Origin of the sequence: Arthrobacter pullicola (assembly GCF_014836875.1) — a bacterium.
GTDB lineage: Bacteria > Actinomycetota > Actinomycetes > Actinomycetales > Micrococcaceae > Arthrobacter_B > Arthrobacter_B pullicola.
Map to the genome: position 1 here is coordinate 153,781 of NZ_JACSQC010000006.1, position 16,146 is coordinate 169,926.

The 16,146-nt window shown below is 65.4% G+C and carries 17 protein-coding genes and 2 tRNA genes; 11 read left to right on the top strand and 8 right to left on the bottom strand.

Translation table 11 applies throughout. The features are described 5' to 3' along the window. Nucleotides 1–68: 68 nt before the first annotated feature. Nucleotides 69–1,967: a phosphoenolpyruvate carboxykinase (GTP) gene (locus tag H9638_RS13485; RefSeq protein ID WP_191748153.1), complete on the bottom strand. Its 1,899-nt coding sequence runs from the start codon at nt 1,965–1,967 to the stop codon at nt 69–71. A 303-nt stretch (nt 1,968–2,270) separates the two neighbouring features. On the opposite strand from H9638_RS13485, the gene H9638_RS13490 reads away from it, so the two are divergent. Beyond that, nucleotides 2,271–2,346, top strand: a tRNA-Arg gene (locus H9638_RS13490). Nucleotides 2,347–2,508: 162 nt separating this feature from the next. Here H9638_RS13490 and H9638_RS13495 read toward each other — a convergent pair. Beyond that, nucleotides 2,509–3,246, bottom strand: a complete 738-nt coding sequence (locus H9638_RS13495) for an alpha/beta fold hydrolase (RefSeq protein WP_191748155.1) — start codon at nt 3,244–3,246, stop codon at nt 2,509–2,511. A gap of 114 nt (nt 3,247–3,360) precedes the next feature. Between H9638_RS13495 and H9638_RS13500 the strand changes: the two genes are divergently transcribed. Continuing rightward, nucleotides 3,361–4,782, top strand: a complete 1,422-nt coding sequence (locus H9638_RS13500) for a dihydrolipoyl dehydrogenase family protein (RefSeq protein WP_191748157.1) — start codon at nt 3,361–3,363, stop codon at nt 4,780–4,782. Between the two features lie 28 nt (nt 4,783–4,810). Here the strand turns inward: H9638_RS13500 and H9638_RS13505 are convergent, their stop codons facing one another. From H9638_RS13505 to upp, 3 genes are all read right to left on the bottom strand, one after another. Further along, nucleotides 4,811–5,338: a SixA phosphatase family protein gene (locus H9638_RS13505; protein ID WP_191748158.1), complete on the bottom strand. Its 528-nt coding sequence runs from the start codon at nt 5,336–5,338 to the stop codon at nt 4,811–4,813. 51 nt (nt 5,339–5,389) lie between these two features. After that, entirely contained in the window at nt 5,390–6,244 is an 855-nt protein-coding gene (locus H9638_RS13510; RefSeq protein WP_191748160.1) for a winged helix-turn-helix domain-containing protein, read from the bottom strand. A 515-nt stretch (nt 6,245–6,759) separates the two neighbouring features. After that, on the bottom strand, nt 6,760–7,395 hold the full coding sequence (upp, locus tag H9638_RS13515) for a uracil phosphoribosyltransferase (protein ID WP_191748162.1): 636 nt from the start codon (nt 7,393–7,395) through the stop codon (nt 6,760–6,762). Between the two features lie 79 nt (nt 7,396–7,474). Between upp and tadA the strand changes: the two genes are divergently transcribed. The 5 genes from tadA (at nt 7,475) to H9638_RS13540 (ending at nt 10,812) form a co-directional block, all read left to right on the top strand. Further along, nucleotides 7,475–7,966: a tRNA adenosine(34) deaminase TadA gene (gene tadA, locus H9638_RS13520; protein ID WP_191748164.1), complete on the top strand. Its 492-nt coding sequence runs from the start codon at nt 7,475–7,477 to the stop codon at nt 7,964–7,966. Between the two features lie 66 nt (nt 7,967–8,032). After that, on the top strand, nt 8,033–8,521 hold the full coding sequence (locus tag H9638_RS13525) for a pyridoxamine 5'-phosphate oxidase family protein (RefSeq protein ID WP_191748166.1): 489 nt from the start codon (nt 8,033–8,035) through the stop codon (nt 8,519–8,521). Nucleotides 8,522–8,619: 98 nt separating this feature from the next. Next, nucleotides 8,620–8,709, top strand: a tRNA-Ser gene (locus H9638_RS13530). Nucleotides 8,710–8,877: 168 nt separating this feature from the next. After that, nucleotides 8,878–9,705 carry a CPBP family intramembrane glutamic endopeptidase gene (locus tag H9638_RS17095; protein ID WP_191748168.1) on the top strand — a complete coding sequence of 276 codons (828 nt, stop codon included), beginning with the start codon at nt 8,878–8,880 and terminating at the stop codon, nt 9,703–9,705. Between the two features lie 102 nt (nt 9,706–9,807). Next, complete coding sequence (locus H9638_RS13540; protein WP_225217409.1) at nt 9,808–10,812, top strand: hypothetical protein; 1,005 nt, start codon at nt 9,808–9,810, stop codon at nt 10,810–10,812. A 40-nt stretch (nt 10,813–10,852) separates the two neighbouring features. On the opposite strand, the gene H9638_RS13545 is transcribed toward H9638_RS13540, so the two are convergent. Together H9638_RS13545 and H9638_RS13550 are read right to left on the bottom strand one after the other, a co-directional pair. Beyond that, entirely contained in the window at nt 10,853–11,875 is a 1,023-nt protein-coding gene (locus H9638_RS13545) for a DUF808 domain-containing protein (RefSeq protein ID WP_191748170.1), read from the bottom strand. A 116-nt stretch (nt 11,876–11,991) separates the two neighbouring features. Further along, complete coding sequence (locus H9638_RS13550) at nt 11,992–12,516, bottom strand: hypothetical protein (RefSeq protein WP_191748171.1); 525 nt, start codon at nt 12,514–12,516, stop codon at nt 11,992–11,994. 98 nt (nt 12,517–12,614) lie between these two features. Between H9638_RS13550 and H9638_RS13555 the strand changes: the two genes are divergently transcribed. Further along, nucleotides 12,615–12,890, top strand: coding sequence for a hypothetical protein (locus H9638_RS13555; RefSeq protein WP_191748173.1), 276 nt, complete (start codon nt 12,615–12,617; stop codon nt 12,888–12,890). 21 nt (nt 12,891–12,911) lie between these two features. On the opposite strand, the gene H9638_RS13560 is transcribed toward H9638_RS13555, so the two are convergent. Beyond that, the gene (locus H9638_RS13560) at nt 12,912–13,802 is read right to left on the bottom strand and encodes a patatin-like phospholipase family protein (RefSeq protein WP_191748175.1); all 891 of its coding nucleotides are present in this window, start codon (nt 13,800–13,802) and stop codon (nt 12,912–12,914) included. A 115-nt stretch (nt 13,803–13,917) separates the two neighbouring features. On the opposite strand from H9638_RS13560, the gene H9638_RS13565 reads away from it, so the two are divergent. The 3 genes from H9638_RS13565 to H9638_RS13575 all read left to right on the top strand — a co-directional run bounded on the left by H9638_RS13565 (nt 13,918) and on the right by H9638_RS13575 (nt 15,963). Next, on the top strand, nt 13,918–14,373 hold the full coding sequence (locus tag H9638_RS13565; protein WP_191748177.1) for a 23S rRNA (pseudouridine(1915)-N(3))-methyltransferase RlmH: 456 nt from the start codon (nt 13,918–13,920) through the stop codon (nt 14,371–14,373). Nucleotides 14,374–14,539: 166 nt separating this feature from the next. Next, a complete protein-coding gene (locus H9638_RS13570; RefSeq protein ID WP_191748179.1) occupies nt 14,540–15,196 on the top strand; it encodes a DUF4232 domain-containing protein in 657 nt (218 codons plus the stop codon). A 50-nt stretch (nt 15,197–15,246) separates the two neighbouring features. Beyond that, nucleotides 15,247–15,963 (top strand): alpha/beta fold hydrolase, encoded by a 717-nt coding sequence (locus H9638_RS13575; RefSeq protein ID WP_191748181.1) that lies wholly within the window; start codon nt 15,247–15,249, stop codon nt 15,961–15,963. Nucleotides 15,964–16,146: the final 183 nt, after the last annotated feature.

Here is a 16,146-nt window from a genome sequence, read left to right on the forward strand (position 1 = left end):
TCCAGAGCCGCGGGGCCTCCCTTTTGCCGTTCAGGCTGTTCAGACTGTTCAGGCTGTTCAGCTGCTACTTATTTAGCGGCAGCGAAGCGGTCCTTGACCTCCGCCAGTTTGGCGGAAAGTTCCTCCGGCAGGGACCCGCCGAAGCGGGCGTACCACTCGTCGATGCCGGCCAGCTCGGTTTCCCATTCGGCCGGGTCAACGTGCACGGCAGCCTCAACGTCGGCGGGCGTCATGTCCAGGCCCGCGAGGTCGATCGAATCGCCGGTCGGCACAAAACCGATCGGGGTTTCGACGGCGTCCGCCTTGCCTTCGAGGCGTTCAATAACCCACTTGAGTACCCGCGAGTTCTCGCCGAAGCCAGGCCAGGCGAAGCCGCCGTCGGCCGTGCGGCGGAACCAGTTGACCAGGAAGATCGCCGGCAGCTTGTCCTGATCTGCCTTACCGCTGAGCGTGATCCAGTGCTTGAGGTAATCACCGGCGTCGTAGCCCATGAACGGCAGCATGGCCATCGGGTCGCGGCGCACAACGCCCACCGCACCGGCGGCGGCAGCCGTGGTCTCCGAGGACAGCGTGGAGCCCATGAAGATGCCGCTGGTCCAGTCGCGCGCCTGGGTAACCAGGGGAACCGTGGTCTTGCGCCGTCCGCCGAACAGGATCGCCGAAACGGGCACACCCTCCGGAGAGTGGTATTCCTCCGCCAGCATGTCGATCTGGTCGATCGGGGTGCAGAACCGGGAGTTCGGGTGGGCTGCCGGGGTGTCCGAATCCGGGGTCCACTCGTTGCCCAGCCAGTCGGTCAGGTGCGCGGGAACCTCGTCTGTCATCCCCTCCCACCAGACGCCGCCGTCGTCGGTCAGCGCAACGTTGGTGAAGATCGAGTTGCCCTTGGCGATGGCGCGCATGGCGTTGGGGTTGGTGCTCCAGCCGGTGCCGGGAGCGACGCCGAACAGGCCGGCCTCCGGGTTCGTGGCACGCAGCTCGCCGTCGTGCCCGAAGCGCAGCCAGGTGATGTCGTCCCCGAGGGTCTCGACCTTCCAGCCTTCGACCGTGGGGTCCAGCAGGGCGAGGTTGGTCTTGCCGCAGGCAGAGGGGAACGCCGCGGAGACGTAGTAGTCCTTCTTTTCCGGGCTGGTGAGCTTCAGGATGAGCATGTGCTCAGCAAGCCAGCCCTCGTCCCGGGCCATCACCGAGGCGATACGCAGGGCGTAGCATTTCTTGCCCAGCAGCGCGTTGCCGCCGTAGCCGGAACCGTAGGAGAAGATGGACCGGTCTTCGGGGAAGTGGACAATCCACTTCTCCTCATTGCAGGGCCAGGCCACGTCGGCTTCGCCCTCGGCCAGCGGCGCCCCCACGGAGTGCAGTGCCGGAACAAAGAAGGCGTTGTCCAGTTCTTCCATCTTCCGCAGCACATCGGTGCCGATGCGGGCCATGATCCGCATGGAGGCCACCACGTAGGCGCTGTCGGTGATTTCCACACCGAACTTTGGGTCCTCGGCGTCGAGGTGCCCCATCACGAACGGAATGACGTACATGGTGCGGCCACGCATGGAGCCGGCGAACAGGCCGTCCAGCTTGGTGCGCATCTGGGCCGGGTCCATCCAGTTGTTGGTGAAGCCGGCGTCTTCCTTCTTCTCGGAGCAGATGAACGTCTGCTCCTCGACGCGGGCAACGTCCTTGGGATCGGAGAAGGCCGCGAAGGAGTTCGGGAAGGTCTCCGGGTTCAGCCGTGTCAGGGTGCCGGCTTCCACCAGCTCATCCGTCAGGACCGTGTTTTCGTCATCCGAACCGGTGACCCAATAGACCGCGGCGGGCTGCGTCAGCTCGGCCACCTGCTGGACCCAGGCAAGCAGGGCAGGGTGGGTGGTGGGTGCCCCGTCGGAGGCCCCCCGGATCTTGCTGTCCTGCAATTGGCCAGGAGCAGCGTTGCCGCTCTCATCGAGAACTAGCTGACGCGCGTCATCGCCCATGACTCTTCCCTTCGTTGGGTCAGTGGTGTTTTTTGATGCTATTTGGCCATCCCTGTGATTCTTGAGCGGAAAGATACTACCTATGTGTCCTACGCCTCCCTGTCTCCCTAGATTTCAAGGCATATTCACCTTCCGGACCCCTTTTGTGTGACGAAGGTCATATAGACCGGTCTAGTGTTTGGGCGTAACGGAGGCCGATTGGCGTTCTCCAAAGAACCCCGCTATAGTTATCTACGGCCAAACAGCCACGGAAGAACTTGAAAGAAGCGCTGAAAAGCGAAGAATCCAAGGATATTCCAGAATGCGTGCGTAGCTCAACGGATAGAGCATCTGACTACGGATCAGAAGGTTGGGGGTTCGAATCCCTTCGCGCGCACCATTGAAACCCGGTTCGACCAGCAGAAATGCGGTCGGGCCGGGTTTTTTGTTTGGCGGCTTTTTTCGCCGGGCTGTTCGCAGGCCCAGGCCGGGTCTCCGGGGGGCTTCAAGAGTGGAGCCGGAAAAATGCACTCGCATCCTCGGCCACTCGCTCCGGAACCTCTCACAGAACCAGGTGCCCCACACCCGGATATACCTTCAGCACGGCGCCGTCGATCTGCTCGGCCAGGACTTCCTGGTCCTCCCGTGAGAGCACATTGTCTTCTGCTCCCCACAGAATAAGCGCAGGCGAACGGATGGTTCCCGACTCGGTCGGGGGCGGGGCCGCAACCAAGCCGCTGAGGATCCGCTTCCACGAATTCGCGGGCATTCTGGTGCCGTCATGCACCCGCTCCTCCTCGAACCAGCCGGGCACCTTGTGAATCCGCGGAAACCAGGACAGGGACTCCCGCACCCAACCCGCTGACACCGGGCCTGTGAGCGCCTCGACGTCACCGGCGAAGGCCGGCCGGCCCCGAAGGCTCAGCGGGGAGCCCACCAGCACCAGCCCCGCAACCAGGCCGGGATGCGCAACGGCCAGCTGCTGGGCCACGTAGCCGCCGCTGGAGGACCCGGCCACAAAGGCCCGCTGCACTGAGAGGGCTTCCAAAATGGCAGCAGCGTCCTCCGCTTGCCCTGCCAGCGAATACCCGCCCTCGGGTTTATCCGCATCCCCCTGCCCCCGAAGATCGGGAGCATAGACCCGGAAGCCGGACAGCCCGGGCAGCAGCCGGTCGAAGCTCCCGCGGGTTTCCCCCCACGCATGCAGCAGCAGCACCGGGGGCGAACCGGGATCACCCTGGACGAGGCAGGGCACCGAGATTCCCGTCCGCAGCCTGAGGGTCCGAAGCTCCGCTTCCATAGGCTCAGGCTACGCCCGGCCCTGCTCGGGCGGACCGCCCCGATGGCTCCGTGATGATCCTCCTCCTACCCCCGCCGCTTGTCCCCTGCCTGTGCAGATGAAAGGCTCGGCTCCATGGCTGAATCCTTGGAGACAGACGTTGTAGTGATTGGGGCCGGTGCCGCGGGCGAAAACGCCGCCGGCCGGATCGTCCAGGCCGGCTTGGAAGCCATCCTGGTCGAGACAGCCCTGGTGGGCGGGGAGTGCTCCTACTGGGCCTGCATGCCTTCGAAAGCACTTCTGCGCCCGGGCACGGTGCTGGCGGAGGCGAAAGCGGTGGGCGGTGCGCGGGAGGCAGTTACCGGTGCACTGGACGCCTCCGCGGTTTTCCGGCGCCGGAATTCCTTCACCTCTGACTGGGACGATGCCGGACAGGTGAAGTGGGTCAAAGAGACAGGCATCGGACTGGTCCGGGGGCGGGCCCGGGTCAGCGGTGAACGTGCCGTTGATGTGAGTGACGACGCCGGGGTCCACCTGAGCATCAGCGCCCGCCAGGCCGTCGTCCTGGCCACTGGCTCCGAGCCCGTTATTCCTCCCCTTGAAGGCCTTGCCGATATTGCCTTCTGGGGCACCGCGGAAGCGGCATCCGCACAGGAAGTGCCTCCGCGGCTGCTGGTCCTGGGCGGCGGCGTGGCGGGAACCGAACTGGCGCAGGCCTACGCCCGGCTGGGTTCCGCGGTGTCCCTCGTGGCTCGCCACGGGCTGCTGGACCTCTATCCCCGCGCCGCGGCGGACCTTGTGGCCAAGTCGCTGGAGGCTGACGGCGTGAGGATCCTCACTGACACCTCCGCCGAGCGGGTCTTTGAGGAGTCCGGCGCCGTCGTCATGGAGCTGCCCGGCGGCGGGTCCCTGTACGGCGACAAGCTGCTGGTGGCAACCGGCCGGCGTCCGGCCCTCCGCGGTCTGGGGCTGGAGGACCTCGGGCTTGACCCCAAAGGCCTGGAAACCGACGACAGTGGCTTGGTGTCCGGCGCCGGCAACTGGCTCTACGCCGTCGGAGACGCCGCGGGGAAGGTCCTGCTGACGCATCAGGGCAAGTACGAGGCCCGGGCGGCCGGCGCAGCGATCGCGGCCCGGGCGAAAGGGGAGATCGGTTTTGGTGCGCCTCCGCCGTGGAGCCCCTACGCTGCCACCGCGGACCACGCAGCCGTGCCGCAGGTCGTGTTCACGGATCCCGAAATCGCAATGGTGGGCCTGAGCCCGGAGCAGGCACAGGAGCGCGGGATCCGGGTTTCTGAGACCTCCCTGCCGATCAGTGTCGCAGGATCATCACTGTTCGCGGATGGCTATGAGGGCTGGGCCCAGATGATGGTGGATGAGGACCGGTCGATTCCCGTGGGGTTCACCTTCGCCGGACCGGGGGTTGCCGAGCTGCTCCATGCGGCCACCATCGCCGTGACCGGACAGGTGCCGCTGGACCGGCTCTGGCATGCGGTTCCGGCGTATCCCACCATCAGCGAGGTGTGGCTGCGCCTGCTGGAGAAATACGGACTCTAGTGCGCTCCGGCCGGTTGACCCCGGAATGTCAGCCGCGGGGCACCGCAAAGTGGGTGATCTTCGCGTCGCGGCCATCCAGCTCGGCCCACGGAGTCTCCACGTCCATGACCGTCAGCCCGGAGGTCGGGTAATGGGTCGCCATCTCCATGACCGCGTCCTCATCGGATGACACCGAGGCCAGCCGCATGGCCAGCTCCTGGACGCCCGGCATATGGGCAATCACCAGCAGGCTGGTGACAGTTTCGGGGACGTGGTTGATGACCGTGAGGATGGACCCGGCGGAAGCGTCGTACAGCCTGTCCTCAAGTTTCGCGGTCGGCGCCTTCTCCCCCAGTTCGTCACACACCCAGGTGCAGGTCTGCCGGGTGCGCAGGGCCGAGGAGCAGAGAATGAAGTCCGGAACGGCGTCGTGCTCCCGCATCCAGATCCCGGCCTGCGGCGCGTCGCGGTGCCCGCGTCCGGACAGCGGACGTTCATGGTCCGAGGTGACCTCGCGCGGCCAGTCTGCCTTGGCATGCCTCAGCAGCATCAGTTTTTTTACGTGGTGGCCGCTCATGGGCCAAGTCTATCTGCGTGGGGGCCGGCGCCCGGCCGGCCCCCACGCAGCCTAGATGCTGTACTCAGGAGCCGCCCAGACAACAACCTCGGGGTGTTCGTAGAAGCGGTAGCCCTGGCCGCGCACCGTCCGGACCGTGTTGGCCAGGCGCCCCAGCTTGGAGCGCAGACGCCGGATGTGGACGTCGATGGTGCGCTCGTTGGGCATTTCCTCGGCATTGCGCCACAGGCCGGAAAGGAGTTCCTCGCGCCCCACCGTCCGGGAGGCATTCTCAACCAGGTAGTTGAGCAGTTCGAACTCCTTGAACGTGAGGTTCAGGGTCTCTCCGTCCAGGTGGACTTCGCGGCGGGAGAGGTCGATCAGGACGCCGGAGGGCCGGGGTGCGCTCGGCTGCACAGGCGCCGGGGCGGGAGCCTCCTGGCGCAGGCGGCGGTTCGCCGTCGGGTCCCCCAGTGCCTGGCGCACGACGTCGATATCCGAGCCGGCCGCGTCTGTCGGAGCCAGCGCGACGGCGGCATGGCTCTGCGCACCGGGGACAAGCGTCTGGACGTGGGCGCGGATTTCCTGCGCCAGCTTGGTCAGGGTGGTGCCGTTGGCTGCGGCGGTGTCTTCGTCGAGTCCGACGTAGATCACAAAACCGCGGGCAACGGTGTCATTGGACGCGGAGAGCGGTCCGGCCGTACTGGAAGACGCGGCGGCGGGAGTGGGGGCGGTCATGGGCAGCCCTTCAGGAGCTGAGCGGAAAGGGCTCGCGCCGGTCGGAATGACCTGGCCGGGAAACTGCTGAACGGCACCCGGGGCACCGAACTGGCGGGGGAAACCTTGCGCCGAGGGGCGGGGCATACCTGCCGAGCGGTTCTGAGCATTGCGAAGGGAGATGTGGACGTACCCGGATGCTACTGACATTTTGGGACCTCATGGTGAATTACCGTCATCACGGCACTATGCAGGGGGTGTGCCCGGTCGAGATGGCGCAGGGGTTGTGCCCTTCGTTGGGCTTTTTGTGGTGCCTGGGGACTGGGGGTGGTATCCCTAAGCCTGCATTCGACGACAGCAGTTCTTCCCGCCGGCATGGCTGCCATGGAGAAGATCTGCGACACATGCTGTCGTGTGGATGTTCACGTTACGGATTATTGCATGTAACAAACAGATACGCACAAGTAACAATGTCGGGCGTGTCTCAGATAGTGGACCTATAGTGCGGATTTGTGACTGAACTCACGAATAATGCCCTCTTGCCGGACGATCAGCCACCATCGACCCGTGCCGTAAATTCGCGTTCTCACAAGGCATTTTTAGCGATAAACCCACTTAAACGAACCAGCGGCTCATAAGCACACTTATGAACCGCTGGAAGTCAAGCGATGGAGGTTTGTCCATATATTGAGACAAACCTGGGCACTCAGTGCCCTTCTGGGGGGCTAGTTGACGACCCCGTAGAGCCGATCCCCAGCATCTCCCAAGCCTGGCACGATATAGGCCTTTTCATCGAGGCGCTCATCGATGGACGCCAGGACGATCGTGACGTTTGCTTCGGCAAGCTCTTCTTCGAGGATGCTCAGTCCCTCCGGCGCGCCAAGCAGGCAGATGCACACGATCTCCGCGGCGCCGCGCTTGAACAGGAACTTGATGGCTTCACGCAGGGTGCCGCCGGTGGCAAGCATTGGATCGAGCACGAAGACCTGGCGTCCGGTCAGATCATCGGGAAGGCGCTCAGCGTAGGTGATCGCCTCCAGCGTCTCCTCGTTGCGGGCCATGCCCAGGAACCCGACCTCAGCAGTGGGGACCAGCCGGGTCATGCCTTCCAGCATGCCGAGTCCGGCGCGCAGGATCGGCACCACCAGGGGGGTGGGCTTCACCAGTCCGGTTCCGACGGTGGCGGTGACCGGGGTTTCGATGTTGACGGGCTCCACCCGGACGTTGCGGGTGGCCTCATAGGCCAGCAGTGTCACGAGTTCTTCGGTGAGCTGACGGAAGACCGGTGAAGGGGTGTCCTTGTCCCGGAGAACCGTCAGTTTGTGGGCTACGAGGGGATGATCCACTACTAGTACGCGCATGAATCCAAACTACCATCGAGGCTCCTGGCGCCCCGGAGGAAATTGCGGGCTCCGGCGCGAAATAAGGGACCATGACTGTATGGAATCCCTCACCACTGAGCATGAGGCCTGGATGGGCCTGGCGCTGGCGGAGGCGCGCGGTGCACTGGCGACGTCTGACGTGCCGATTGGCGCCGTCGTCGTGGGCCCTGACGCCCGGATCCTGGGAACCGGACGCAACGAGCGTGAGGCGACGGGAGACCCCACCGCACACGCTGAGGTGGTGGCGATCCGGCAGGCTGCTGCCGCCGTGGGTGAGTGGCGGCTGGCGGGGTGCACCCTGGTGGTGACGCTGGAGCCGTGCGCCATGTGTGCCGGCGCGATTGTGCTGGCCAGGGTTCCCCGGGTGGTGTTCGGTGCCTGGGACGAGAAGGCCGGAGCATCCGGGTCCGTATTTGAGATCCTGCGCGAGCCGCGGCTGAACCATTGGGTGGAAGTTTTTCCCGGTGTACGGGAGGCGGAGTGCGCAGCCCTGCTGCGTGAGTTTTTCGGTGCCCGGCGGGCTTCGGGCGGTTCCCTGGCCGCGGACTAGCCGCACTACAGATTGATAAGTAGGCTTGCTTTTGTCCGAATGGCAGCACAGCAGCTAGGAGCAGGCATGAGTTCAGAGCAGCAGGAAGGCATCGACCGCGTGGTCAGCATTCTGGAGCACGCGAAGATCGGCAACCTCACCACCATGGACCTCAAAGGGAACCTCGTGAGCCGTCCTTTGGAGCTGCAGGAGACGGATTCGGACGGCAATCTCTGGTTCTTCACGCAGGACCCGTCACCGAAGGCTGATGAGATCCGCGCCAACCCGAACGTCAACGTCTCGGTGGCTGACAAGAAGGGTTACCTTTCGATCAGCGGCCGGGCGGAGATCTCCAAGGACCAGGAGCGGATCCAGGAGCTCTGGAAGTCCTCGGCTGCTGCCTGGTTTGAGCAGGGCCGTGAGGACCCGACGATTGCGCTGATCAAGGTCAACAGCGAAACGGCGGAGTACTGGGTCTCGGATGAGCCCAAGGTCGCCAGTCTTTTCAAGATCGGCAAGAGCGCGGTGACCGGGGGGACTCCGGACATCGGCAAGAACGACGTCGTCGACCTCTAGCTGGCGCGGGGCGGGTTGGCGGGTTGGCGGCTGCCCGCCTGCCGGGTGCCCCGGACGTTTTGGGGCTGGGGGCCAAGACCCGGTAAGGTTGTCCCGTTGGTGACGTGTCCGAGCGGCCGAAGGTGCAACACTCGAAATGTTGTTTGGTGTAAAAGCCAACGTGGGTTCAAATCCCACCGTCACCGCCAGCGAAAACCCCGTAGATCCCTTGGATCTACGGGGTTTTTTCTTTGCCGAGAAACGACGTCGGTGGGTGAAGGCTCCGAAAGCTCCAGACTCGCTGCCCGCACCTGCCTCTCCACCGCCCCCGCCCCCGCCCGATATTGGCAGCTGAGCAGGTGTTATACCGTGGCAGCGTGACGGACACACGTATCGCCTGGCAGTTCACAGCCCTCACATTCGTGATCGCCTACGGCATCTCCGGAGCGCTGATCATCGCGGCCCGGTTCGGGTATGAAGTGAACAACGTCGTCACCACGGTGCCGGAGTTCCTGGCGAACGTGCCCTTCTCGATCTACATTCTCTCGCCGGCTATCGCTTCCTACATCATCCTCAGAAGGAACCGGATGGTCGCTGGTCTTGGGGACTGGCTGAAGCTCGTGTTCTTCGCCCGGGGCCGCCCGGTGGGCTATCTGCTGGTCGTCTCGGCACTCGTCATGTATTTTTCGCTTCACCTGCTGGTCTCAGGGCCCTCAGTCCATGCCCTTCCCTGGATCATGTTCGTACTGTCCCTGCCCGGCAACCTCATCATCGGCGGTATGGAAGAGGCCGGCTGGATGACCGCACTGCAGCCCGGGCTGGATCGGCGGTGGGGCTTTGTTGTGTCCTCCCTGGTGGTCGGGTTCATCTGGCTGCTCTGGCATATCCCGCTCTTCTTCATCCCCGGCACAAACCACGAGTCGGGCCTCATCAACTTCTGGATGTTCGCAGTCCAGATCATGGCGTTCCGCTTCCTCTACGGCGCGATCTTCACGGTTTCGCCCAGGAATGCAGTGTTCCTGTGCATCCTCTGCCACACCATGTTCAACGCCGCCAGCTTCACGGCCGGTATCCCACCGGCTACCTGGGCGGGCACCATCGCGGCGAACGCCGCAGTGGTGACCCTCGCCGTCGCAGCGGTGGCCGTCTCCGGCAGGTTTGCGGAACGTCCCCGAGGGCATGATTCACGTTTGAGACTCCCCTGACGTCCCGCCGTCACCAGCCGGCTACGACACTGAGGAAACCTGCCCCAGCCGGTCCCGCACCCAACCGGTCGGCTCCCTGATCTTCTGTGATAGCTTGCCGTGATGATGAAGAAGCCGCTCCACATCGGCCTCGTCGCCGACCCGGCCTCACCCACCAAGAATGCTCGAAGGATGATTGATCTCGCCCCGCCGGACGGTGAGGATTCCGGCGCTTGGGACATCGAGGTCGTGAGTGAGTCCTTCACCACGGGCTTCGAGGACATCGGCACCGCGTTGGAGCGGCTGCAGGACCAATCTCGCCAACACGAATGGGACCTCGTCATCGGACTAACCGAGCTTCCGCTTCGGGACGACGACGGCCGGTACCTGCTAGCTGAGACCGACCCACAGCGACGCACGGCTGTGCTGTCACTTCCCGCGCTCGGCGGTCTCCGCATCCACACGCGCGCTCGGCATGCAGTGAGCGAGCTCGTCAGCGGCATGGCCGAGCACCCTCTGCAAAACGGGCAGCGCGTCCAGCTCCCCCGCCTCAGCGCCCGCAGCCGGGTGCTCCTGGGCATGGTTCTTGCCAATCGTCCTTGGCTGCTCGTGCCCGGACTCAAATCAGCGCTTGTTGCGGCGCTGGCCACGGGAGCCATCGCTACGGTCGACTCGACGATTTGGCTGCTGGCCGGCTCCCTGTCGTGGTGGCACCTCGCAATCGCAACGATCGTCTCCATCGCGCTTGTCGTCGGCTGGCTCGTGATCGACGGCCAGCTATGGGACCGTCCCGAAAGCAACTCTGCCGATGCCAGGGAAAGGTCCCGTCTCTACAACACATCGACGCTGGTGACCCTGACCATCGGAGTGCTCATCTGCTATCTGGCGCTTTACGTCATAAACCTGGCCTGGGCACTGTTCGTCCTGGACCCTGCTGTGATGGGCGGATCCCTCCAGGAATCGCTCGGGTACGGCGACCTGTTTGTGCTGAGCTGGTTCGTCGCTTCCGCGGCGACTGTCGGCGGCGCCCTCGGCAGCGGCCTGGAGTCGGACGAAGCGATCCGAGCCGCCGCGTATTCAAAGCGTGAAGAGGAGCGCCGCAACCATCTCGCGCGCGAACGGGCGTAGACACCTGCATCGCAATGCCCCTGCGGCTAGCGCAGTTCGGTCAGGCGCCTGGATCGTCCTTGCGTTTCACCGGCCGGGCACCGGCAATTGCGGCGCGGACATCGCCTGCCTCGTGCCCGCCCTTCTTCTTGCCGAACGGCAGCGCCTTGAGCAGAGGGTGGAGGATTGCCATGACCACCAGGCCCCAGGCGAGTCCGAGGATGGCTGAGCACAGGGTGTTCACCAGCCAGGCCAGGACGCCTCCCACCACCGGAATGCCGGCAAACGGAGTCTCCAGCATGTGGACCAGGTCGTAGGGCAGATGCCAGCCGAGGTCGTAGGCGCCCTGCAGCATGATGTGTCCGCCAACCCAAAGCATGGCGATCGTGCCGACAAGGGTGATCGCTGCCAGCACGGAGGGCATCCCCTTGACCAGCAGCTCGCCGAAGCGCTTGGAACCGGCGGAGTCCTTGGTGGTCAGGTGCAGACCGATGTCGTCCATCTTGACGATGAGTGCGACGGCACCATAAACGAGCACGGTAATCGCGAGCGCCACAACAACAAGGATGATCGCGCGGACCCACAGGGACTCGTCGGCAACCTCGTTCATGGAGATGACCATGATCTCGCAGGACAGGATGAAGTCTGTGGTGATGGCGCCCTTAACGACCTTGGCCTCCGCCTCCGGACCCCGGTCCACCGCCGGCGCCTTTTCGGCAGCGTGGTGGCCGCGGAGCTTGTGCCAGACCTTCTCCGCACCCTCATAGCAGAGGTAGGTGCCGCCCAGCATCAGGATGAACGGGATGACCGCCGGGATAAAGGCGCTGACCAGCAGCAGCGCCGGCAGGATGATCAGCAGCTTGTTCCGCAGCGAGCCCCAGAAGATCCGCTTGATCATCGGCAGTTCGCGGGACGGATCCGCGCCGGACACGTACTGCGGGGTGACGGCGGCATCATCGATCACGACGCCGGCGGCTTTGGCTCCCGCTTTGGCGGCTCCGGCAGCGATATCGTCCACCGAGGCGGCCGCGATGCGGGCCAGGGCTGCGACGTCGTCCAGCAGGGCAACGAGACCGCCGCTCACAGCTCGCTCCCCCGCAGGCAGGTGGACGGCTGGGCATAAAAGCCTCGGTTGAAAAGCATGATTAGCATCCTCGGATTATATGGCGGCGGACCCCTCATCGACACGAACGGAATGCTTCAAGTTGGGCGGCGCCATCCCTCGGAAACCCCGTGCCGCTGCGCGAACGTCACCGCTGCCGACACCAGCAGCAGCGACAAGCCCCAGAGGATCGGGGTGAACCCGATCAGAACTCCCGGATCAGGGGCAACACCAAGCGGCCCGTTGAGCTGTGGCTCGGCCGTTCCATACCAGCCGGAGTAGGAGAGAACCTGCGCAGCCGCCGCCGCTGCCTGCACCGCCCAGCCAGCGGCGGTCCAGAGCCGGACGTCCCAGCCGGCGTCGGCCACCTCGACGTCCGCGAAGGTGAAGCCGCCGCCCGCCACGTAGGCCGGCGGGCCATCAGTCACCCCCGTTCCTTCGGGCAGCTGCGGCCAGAAAGGCTGCACCGGCAGTCGGACCGTCACCGCAGAGGAGGTCCACAGAATGCTGCTGACGGCCAGAACGATCCCGCCGATGGCAATGGCGATCAAAACCGCGGATATCACGCGGACCGAGGCCAGCACCCGTTCCCGGCTCCCACCCCGTCCCAGCTGCTGATCCATTGCGTCCCCATTCGCTTCCGGCTGTTGTGCGGCTACCCTATCGAACAGACCCCGAATGCACCGGGCCGCCCGGCGCACCCACGGACAGGAGATTCACCGTGACCGTACGGATCCTGCGGGCTGACGGCCCGGTGGAAGAACTCGACGACGAAGAGAACGGCACCCGCTACGCGTACCACGTGACTCCGGGCGGGGTCCTGGTGGTGCTGGAGTGCCTCGACGACGGCAAGTGGCTGGTCCGCAAGGAAATCTCGGTGTCGCGCTGGAACGAAGTCTCCGGACGCCGGTTCATTGGCGACGTGGCGAGCGCGGGAGGGGCCGACGGCGGCAAGGCGGATGGGCGGCCCAAGTCCACGAAGCTGCCTCCGCCCTAAGCCCCACGCGCTCCCGCCGGCTCAGTTCTCCCAGAACCCGCGAAACGCCGCTGCCACTTCATCCCCCTGGCGCCACCCTGCCTGGGCGGCAGGTCCGCGGGTGGAACGAAGCAGCGGGTTGGCACCAAAGTCCCGCAGCGCGGCGTCATCGGCTTCCAGCAGGAACGTCCGGCTGTGCTGGTCCAGCTTGGCCATGGCCTCGGGCAGGCTCGGCCCGAACGGACTTCCGGGCGCCTCGGGTCCGCACGCCAGCACCAGGACTTTTCCGTACCCCTCGGCGACGTCGGCGTTCGTGGCCGAGCGCATTCCGCCGTCCATGTACTGCCGGCCGAGGATCGTGACCGGAGGCCACACCGTGGGCACAGCGCAGCTGGCCGCGACCGCCCGGGCCAGTTCGACGTCGGACGTTGAATCCAGCACCGTAAAGGTTCCGTCCCCGGCATCCACCACGGTGATCCCGAACGGTTTGGCCGGCCACTCCCGGCCCGGCAGCAGCGCCCGGATGCTGGCGACCCATTCGCCCTCCGTCATCACCGCGGGCGTGGTGCGTGCCAGCTCGCCGACACGGGCGCGGGCGGCCCGCTCATCGCCGTCGCCCCGTCCCGCCGTCGCGGTCAGCTCAATGAACGCCTCACTGCTGAAACCGCTGGGCTCCTTGTAGGACTGGTCCGCAGCCGGAGAGGGTCCGGTGTCCGGTGCCTGCTCGGCGTCCACCAGCTGAGCCGCGAGGACGGCCGGGAGCTGGTCCATGCGCAGGGCTGCTCCCACTGTTGATCCCGCCGAGGTGCCGATCACCAAGTCTGCGGCGTTGAGATCCACCCCCTGCTGCAGCAGTGCAGCGAGCGCCCCCATTTCCCAGGCAATTCCGGCAACTCCCCCGCCTCCAAGGACGATGGCCCGTGTCTCGCTCATGTTCCGCGCTCCTTTGACTGTCGGCACCACTGCCGGGAGTCTAGACCCGTGCGGTGCCGAGCGGCAGCCGCCCGGTTCATTTCTGCACAGGACGTGCCCGGTATTGAATAGAGTCATGGCATTACGCGTACTGATGGTCGGCCGCAAGCACGAGGACTGGGTGGTTGACGGCATCCGTCGCTACGAGAAGCGGCTGAAGAAACCCTTCGACCTGACCTGGGTGTCCATTCCGCATTCCGCCCGGGAGAACGACGCCGCGCGGAAGGAAGAATCCGAACGCCTCCTCGCCAAACTGGGCAGCGACTACGTGATCCTGCTCGATGAGCGGGGCAAGGCCATCACCTCCCCGCAGCTGGCCAAAACGCTGCAGAAACCGCTGGACAACTCACGCAACGTCACGCTGATCATCGGCGGTGCCTACGGCGTCGACCAGGGTGTGCACGACCGTGCGGACTTTGTCTGGTCCCTCTCCCCGCTGGTTTTCCCGCATCAGCTGGTCCGGCTGATCCTGGCCGAACAGATCTACCGTGCCCAGGAGATCGCCGGCGGCCGTCCCTATCATCACGAATAATCCCGCCGCTCCTTAAGAACGGCGGCCCCTTAAGAACGGCGGGTGCGGGCCCCCGGGGTCCACGTCGTGGAGCTTCGTCCACTTCACTGCGTAACAATCCGGTGTGCTTCTGACGCGTCCCGCGGTGCGGTTTGACCCGGTCCGGCCGCAGGTTCAGGGTGAATCCATGAGAACTACGGTTTCGAAGTCCCCGGCGGCCCTGACCACCCGGCTGGCAGGCCTGGCAGTGTTTGGCGCGGTATTGCTCAGCGGCTGCGCCGGCAGCAGCAACGACGCTGCCGACGAGTCGCCCTCCTCCAGCCCGTCCAGCACCTCCTCAAGTCCGGCGGCGAGCGCCACCCCGTCGGAAACCGCGACGGCGGCCCCCAGCGCCTCGGTCGAGCCGGGTGTTCCGTCGAGTGTTCCGCTGTGCACTGCGGACAAGCTGTCCGGAACGGTGGAGGACACCCCCGGCGGCGGTGCGGCAGGCAGTGCCTACCGCACACTGGTGCTGACGAATACGTCCACGGCAACCTGTTCCACCATGGGTTTCCCGGGTGTTTCCTACCTCAGCGTGACCGGCAGCCAGGTTGGTGCTCCCGCGGTCCGGTCAGAGGGCACACCGGAAACCCTGGTGGTTCTGGAACCGGGCCAGTCGGCCACTGCTGTCCTGCGGGAAACCCGTCCGGAGAACTACGGTGAGGCCTGCGGCCTGGTGGACACGTCCGGGTTCCTCGTCTACCCGCCGGAAGACACGGCATCACTGACCATTGCCCATGCCGGCTCCGGCTGCAGCAGTGAGGAGATCGAGCTGCTGGGCATCGACCGGCTCCAGGCAGGCTGACCGGGCCCGCCCTGTAGCCACTGTCACTGTGCTGGCATAGGGTGCCGCCCATGGACATTCTCCTTATTCCCGGTTTCTGGCTGGACGGCTCCTCCTGGTCGGCGGTCACTCCTGCCCTCACCGCCGCGGGGCACACTGTTCATCCACTGACGCTGCCGGGGCTGGAGTCTCCGGACGCGGACCGCGGCGGGATCGGTCTGCGGGACCATATCGACGCCGTCGTGCAGGCCGTCGACACCCTGGACGGGCCCGTGGTCCTGGTGGGGCATTCCGGCGGCGGGGCAATCGCCTACGGGGTGGTGGACGCCCGGCCGGAGCGGATTGCCCGCACGGTGTACGTGGACTCGGGACCGATGAGCGACGGCGGAGTCATCAATGACAATCTGCCCGAGGTGAACGGGGAGATCCCGCTGCCGGACTGGCAGTTCTTCGAAGCAGCGGACCTCATCGGGCTCACCGATGATTTGCGGACCATGTTCCGGGACCGTTCCGTCCCGCAGCCGACGGGGGTCGCGTACGATCCGCAGCAACTCTCCGACGAGCGTCGCTGGGACGTTCCAGCCACGCTGATCGCCTGCGAGTTCCCGTCCGTTGTGCTGCAGCAGTGGGTAGCGGACGGGCACCCCTTCGTCCAGGAACTGGCCCGGATCAAGGACGTGGAGTTCGTCGACCTGCCCACCGGGCACTGGCCGCAGTTCACCCGGCCGGCCGACCTGGGGGACGCGATTCTGGCCGCGGTGGACCGGACGGGAACCGGCGCGGCATAGCGGATCTGCCCGCGGGGTCCCTCCACCCTTTGCTGCCCCATGCGGAGCCGGACTCCCTCATGGGTGCGGAACACCTCGTGCTCGGTGCGCCGCCAGGCGCCGCGTCCCAGCTGGACGTCTGACCTACACTCCAGCCAAAGAGGTCAGACTTTGAGGCCGCCATTGCCGCGCAGGCAGTAGGCG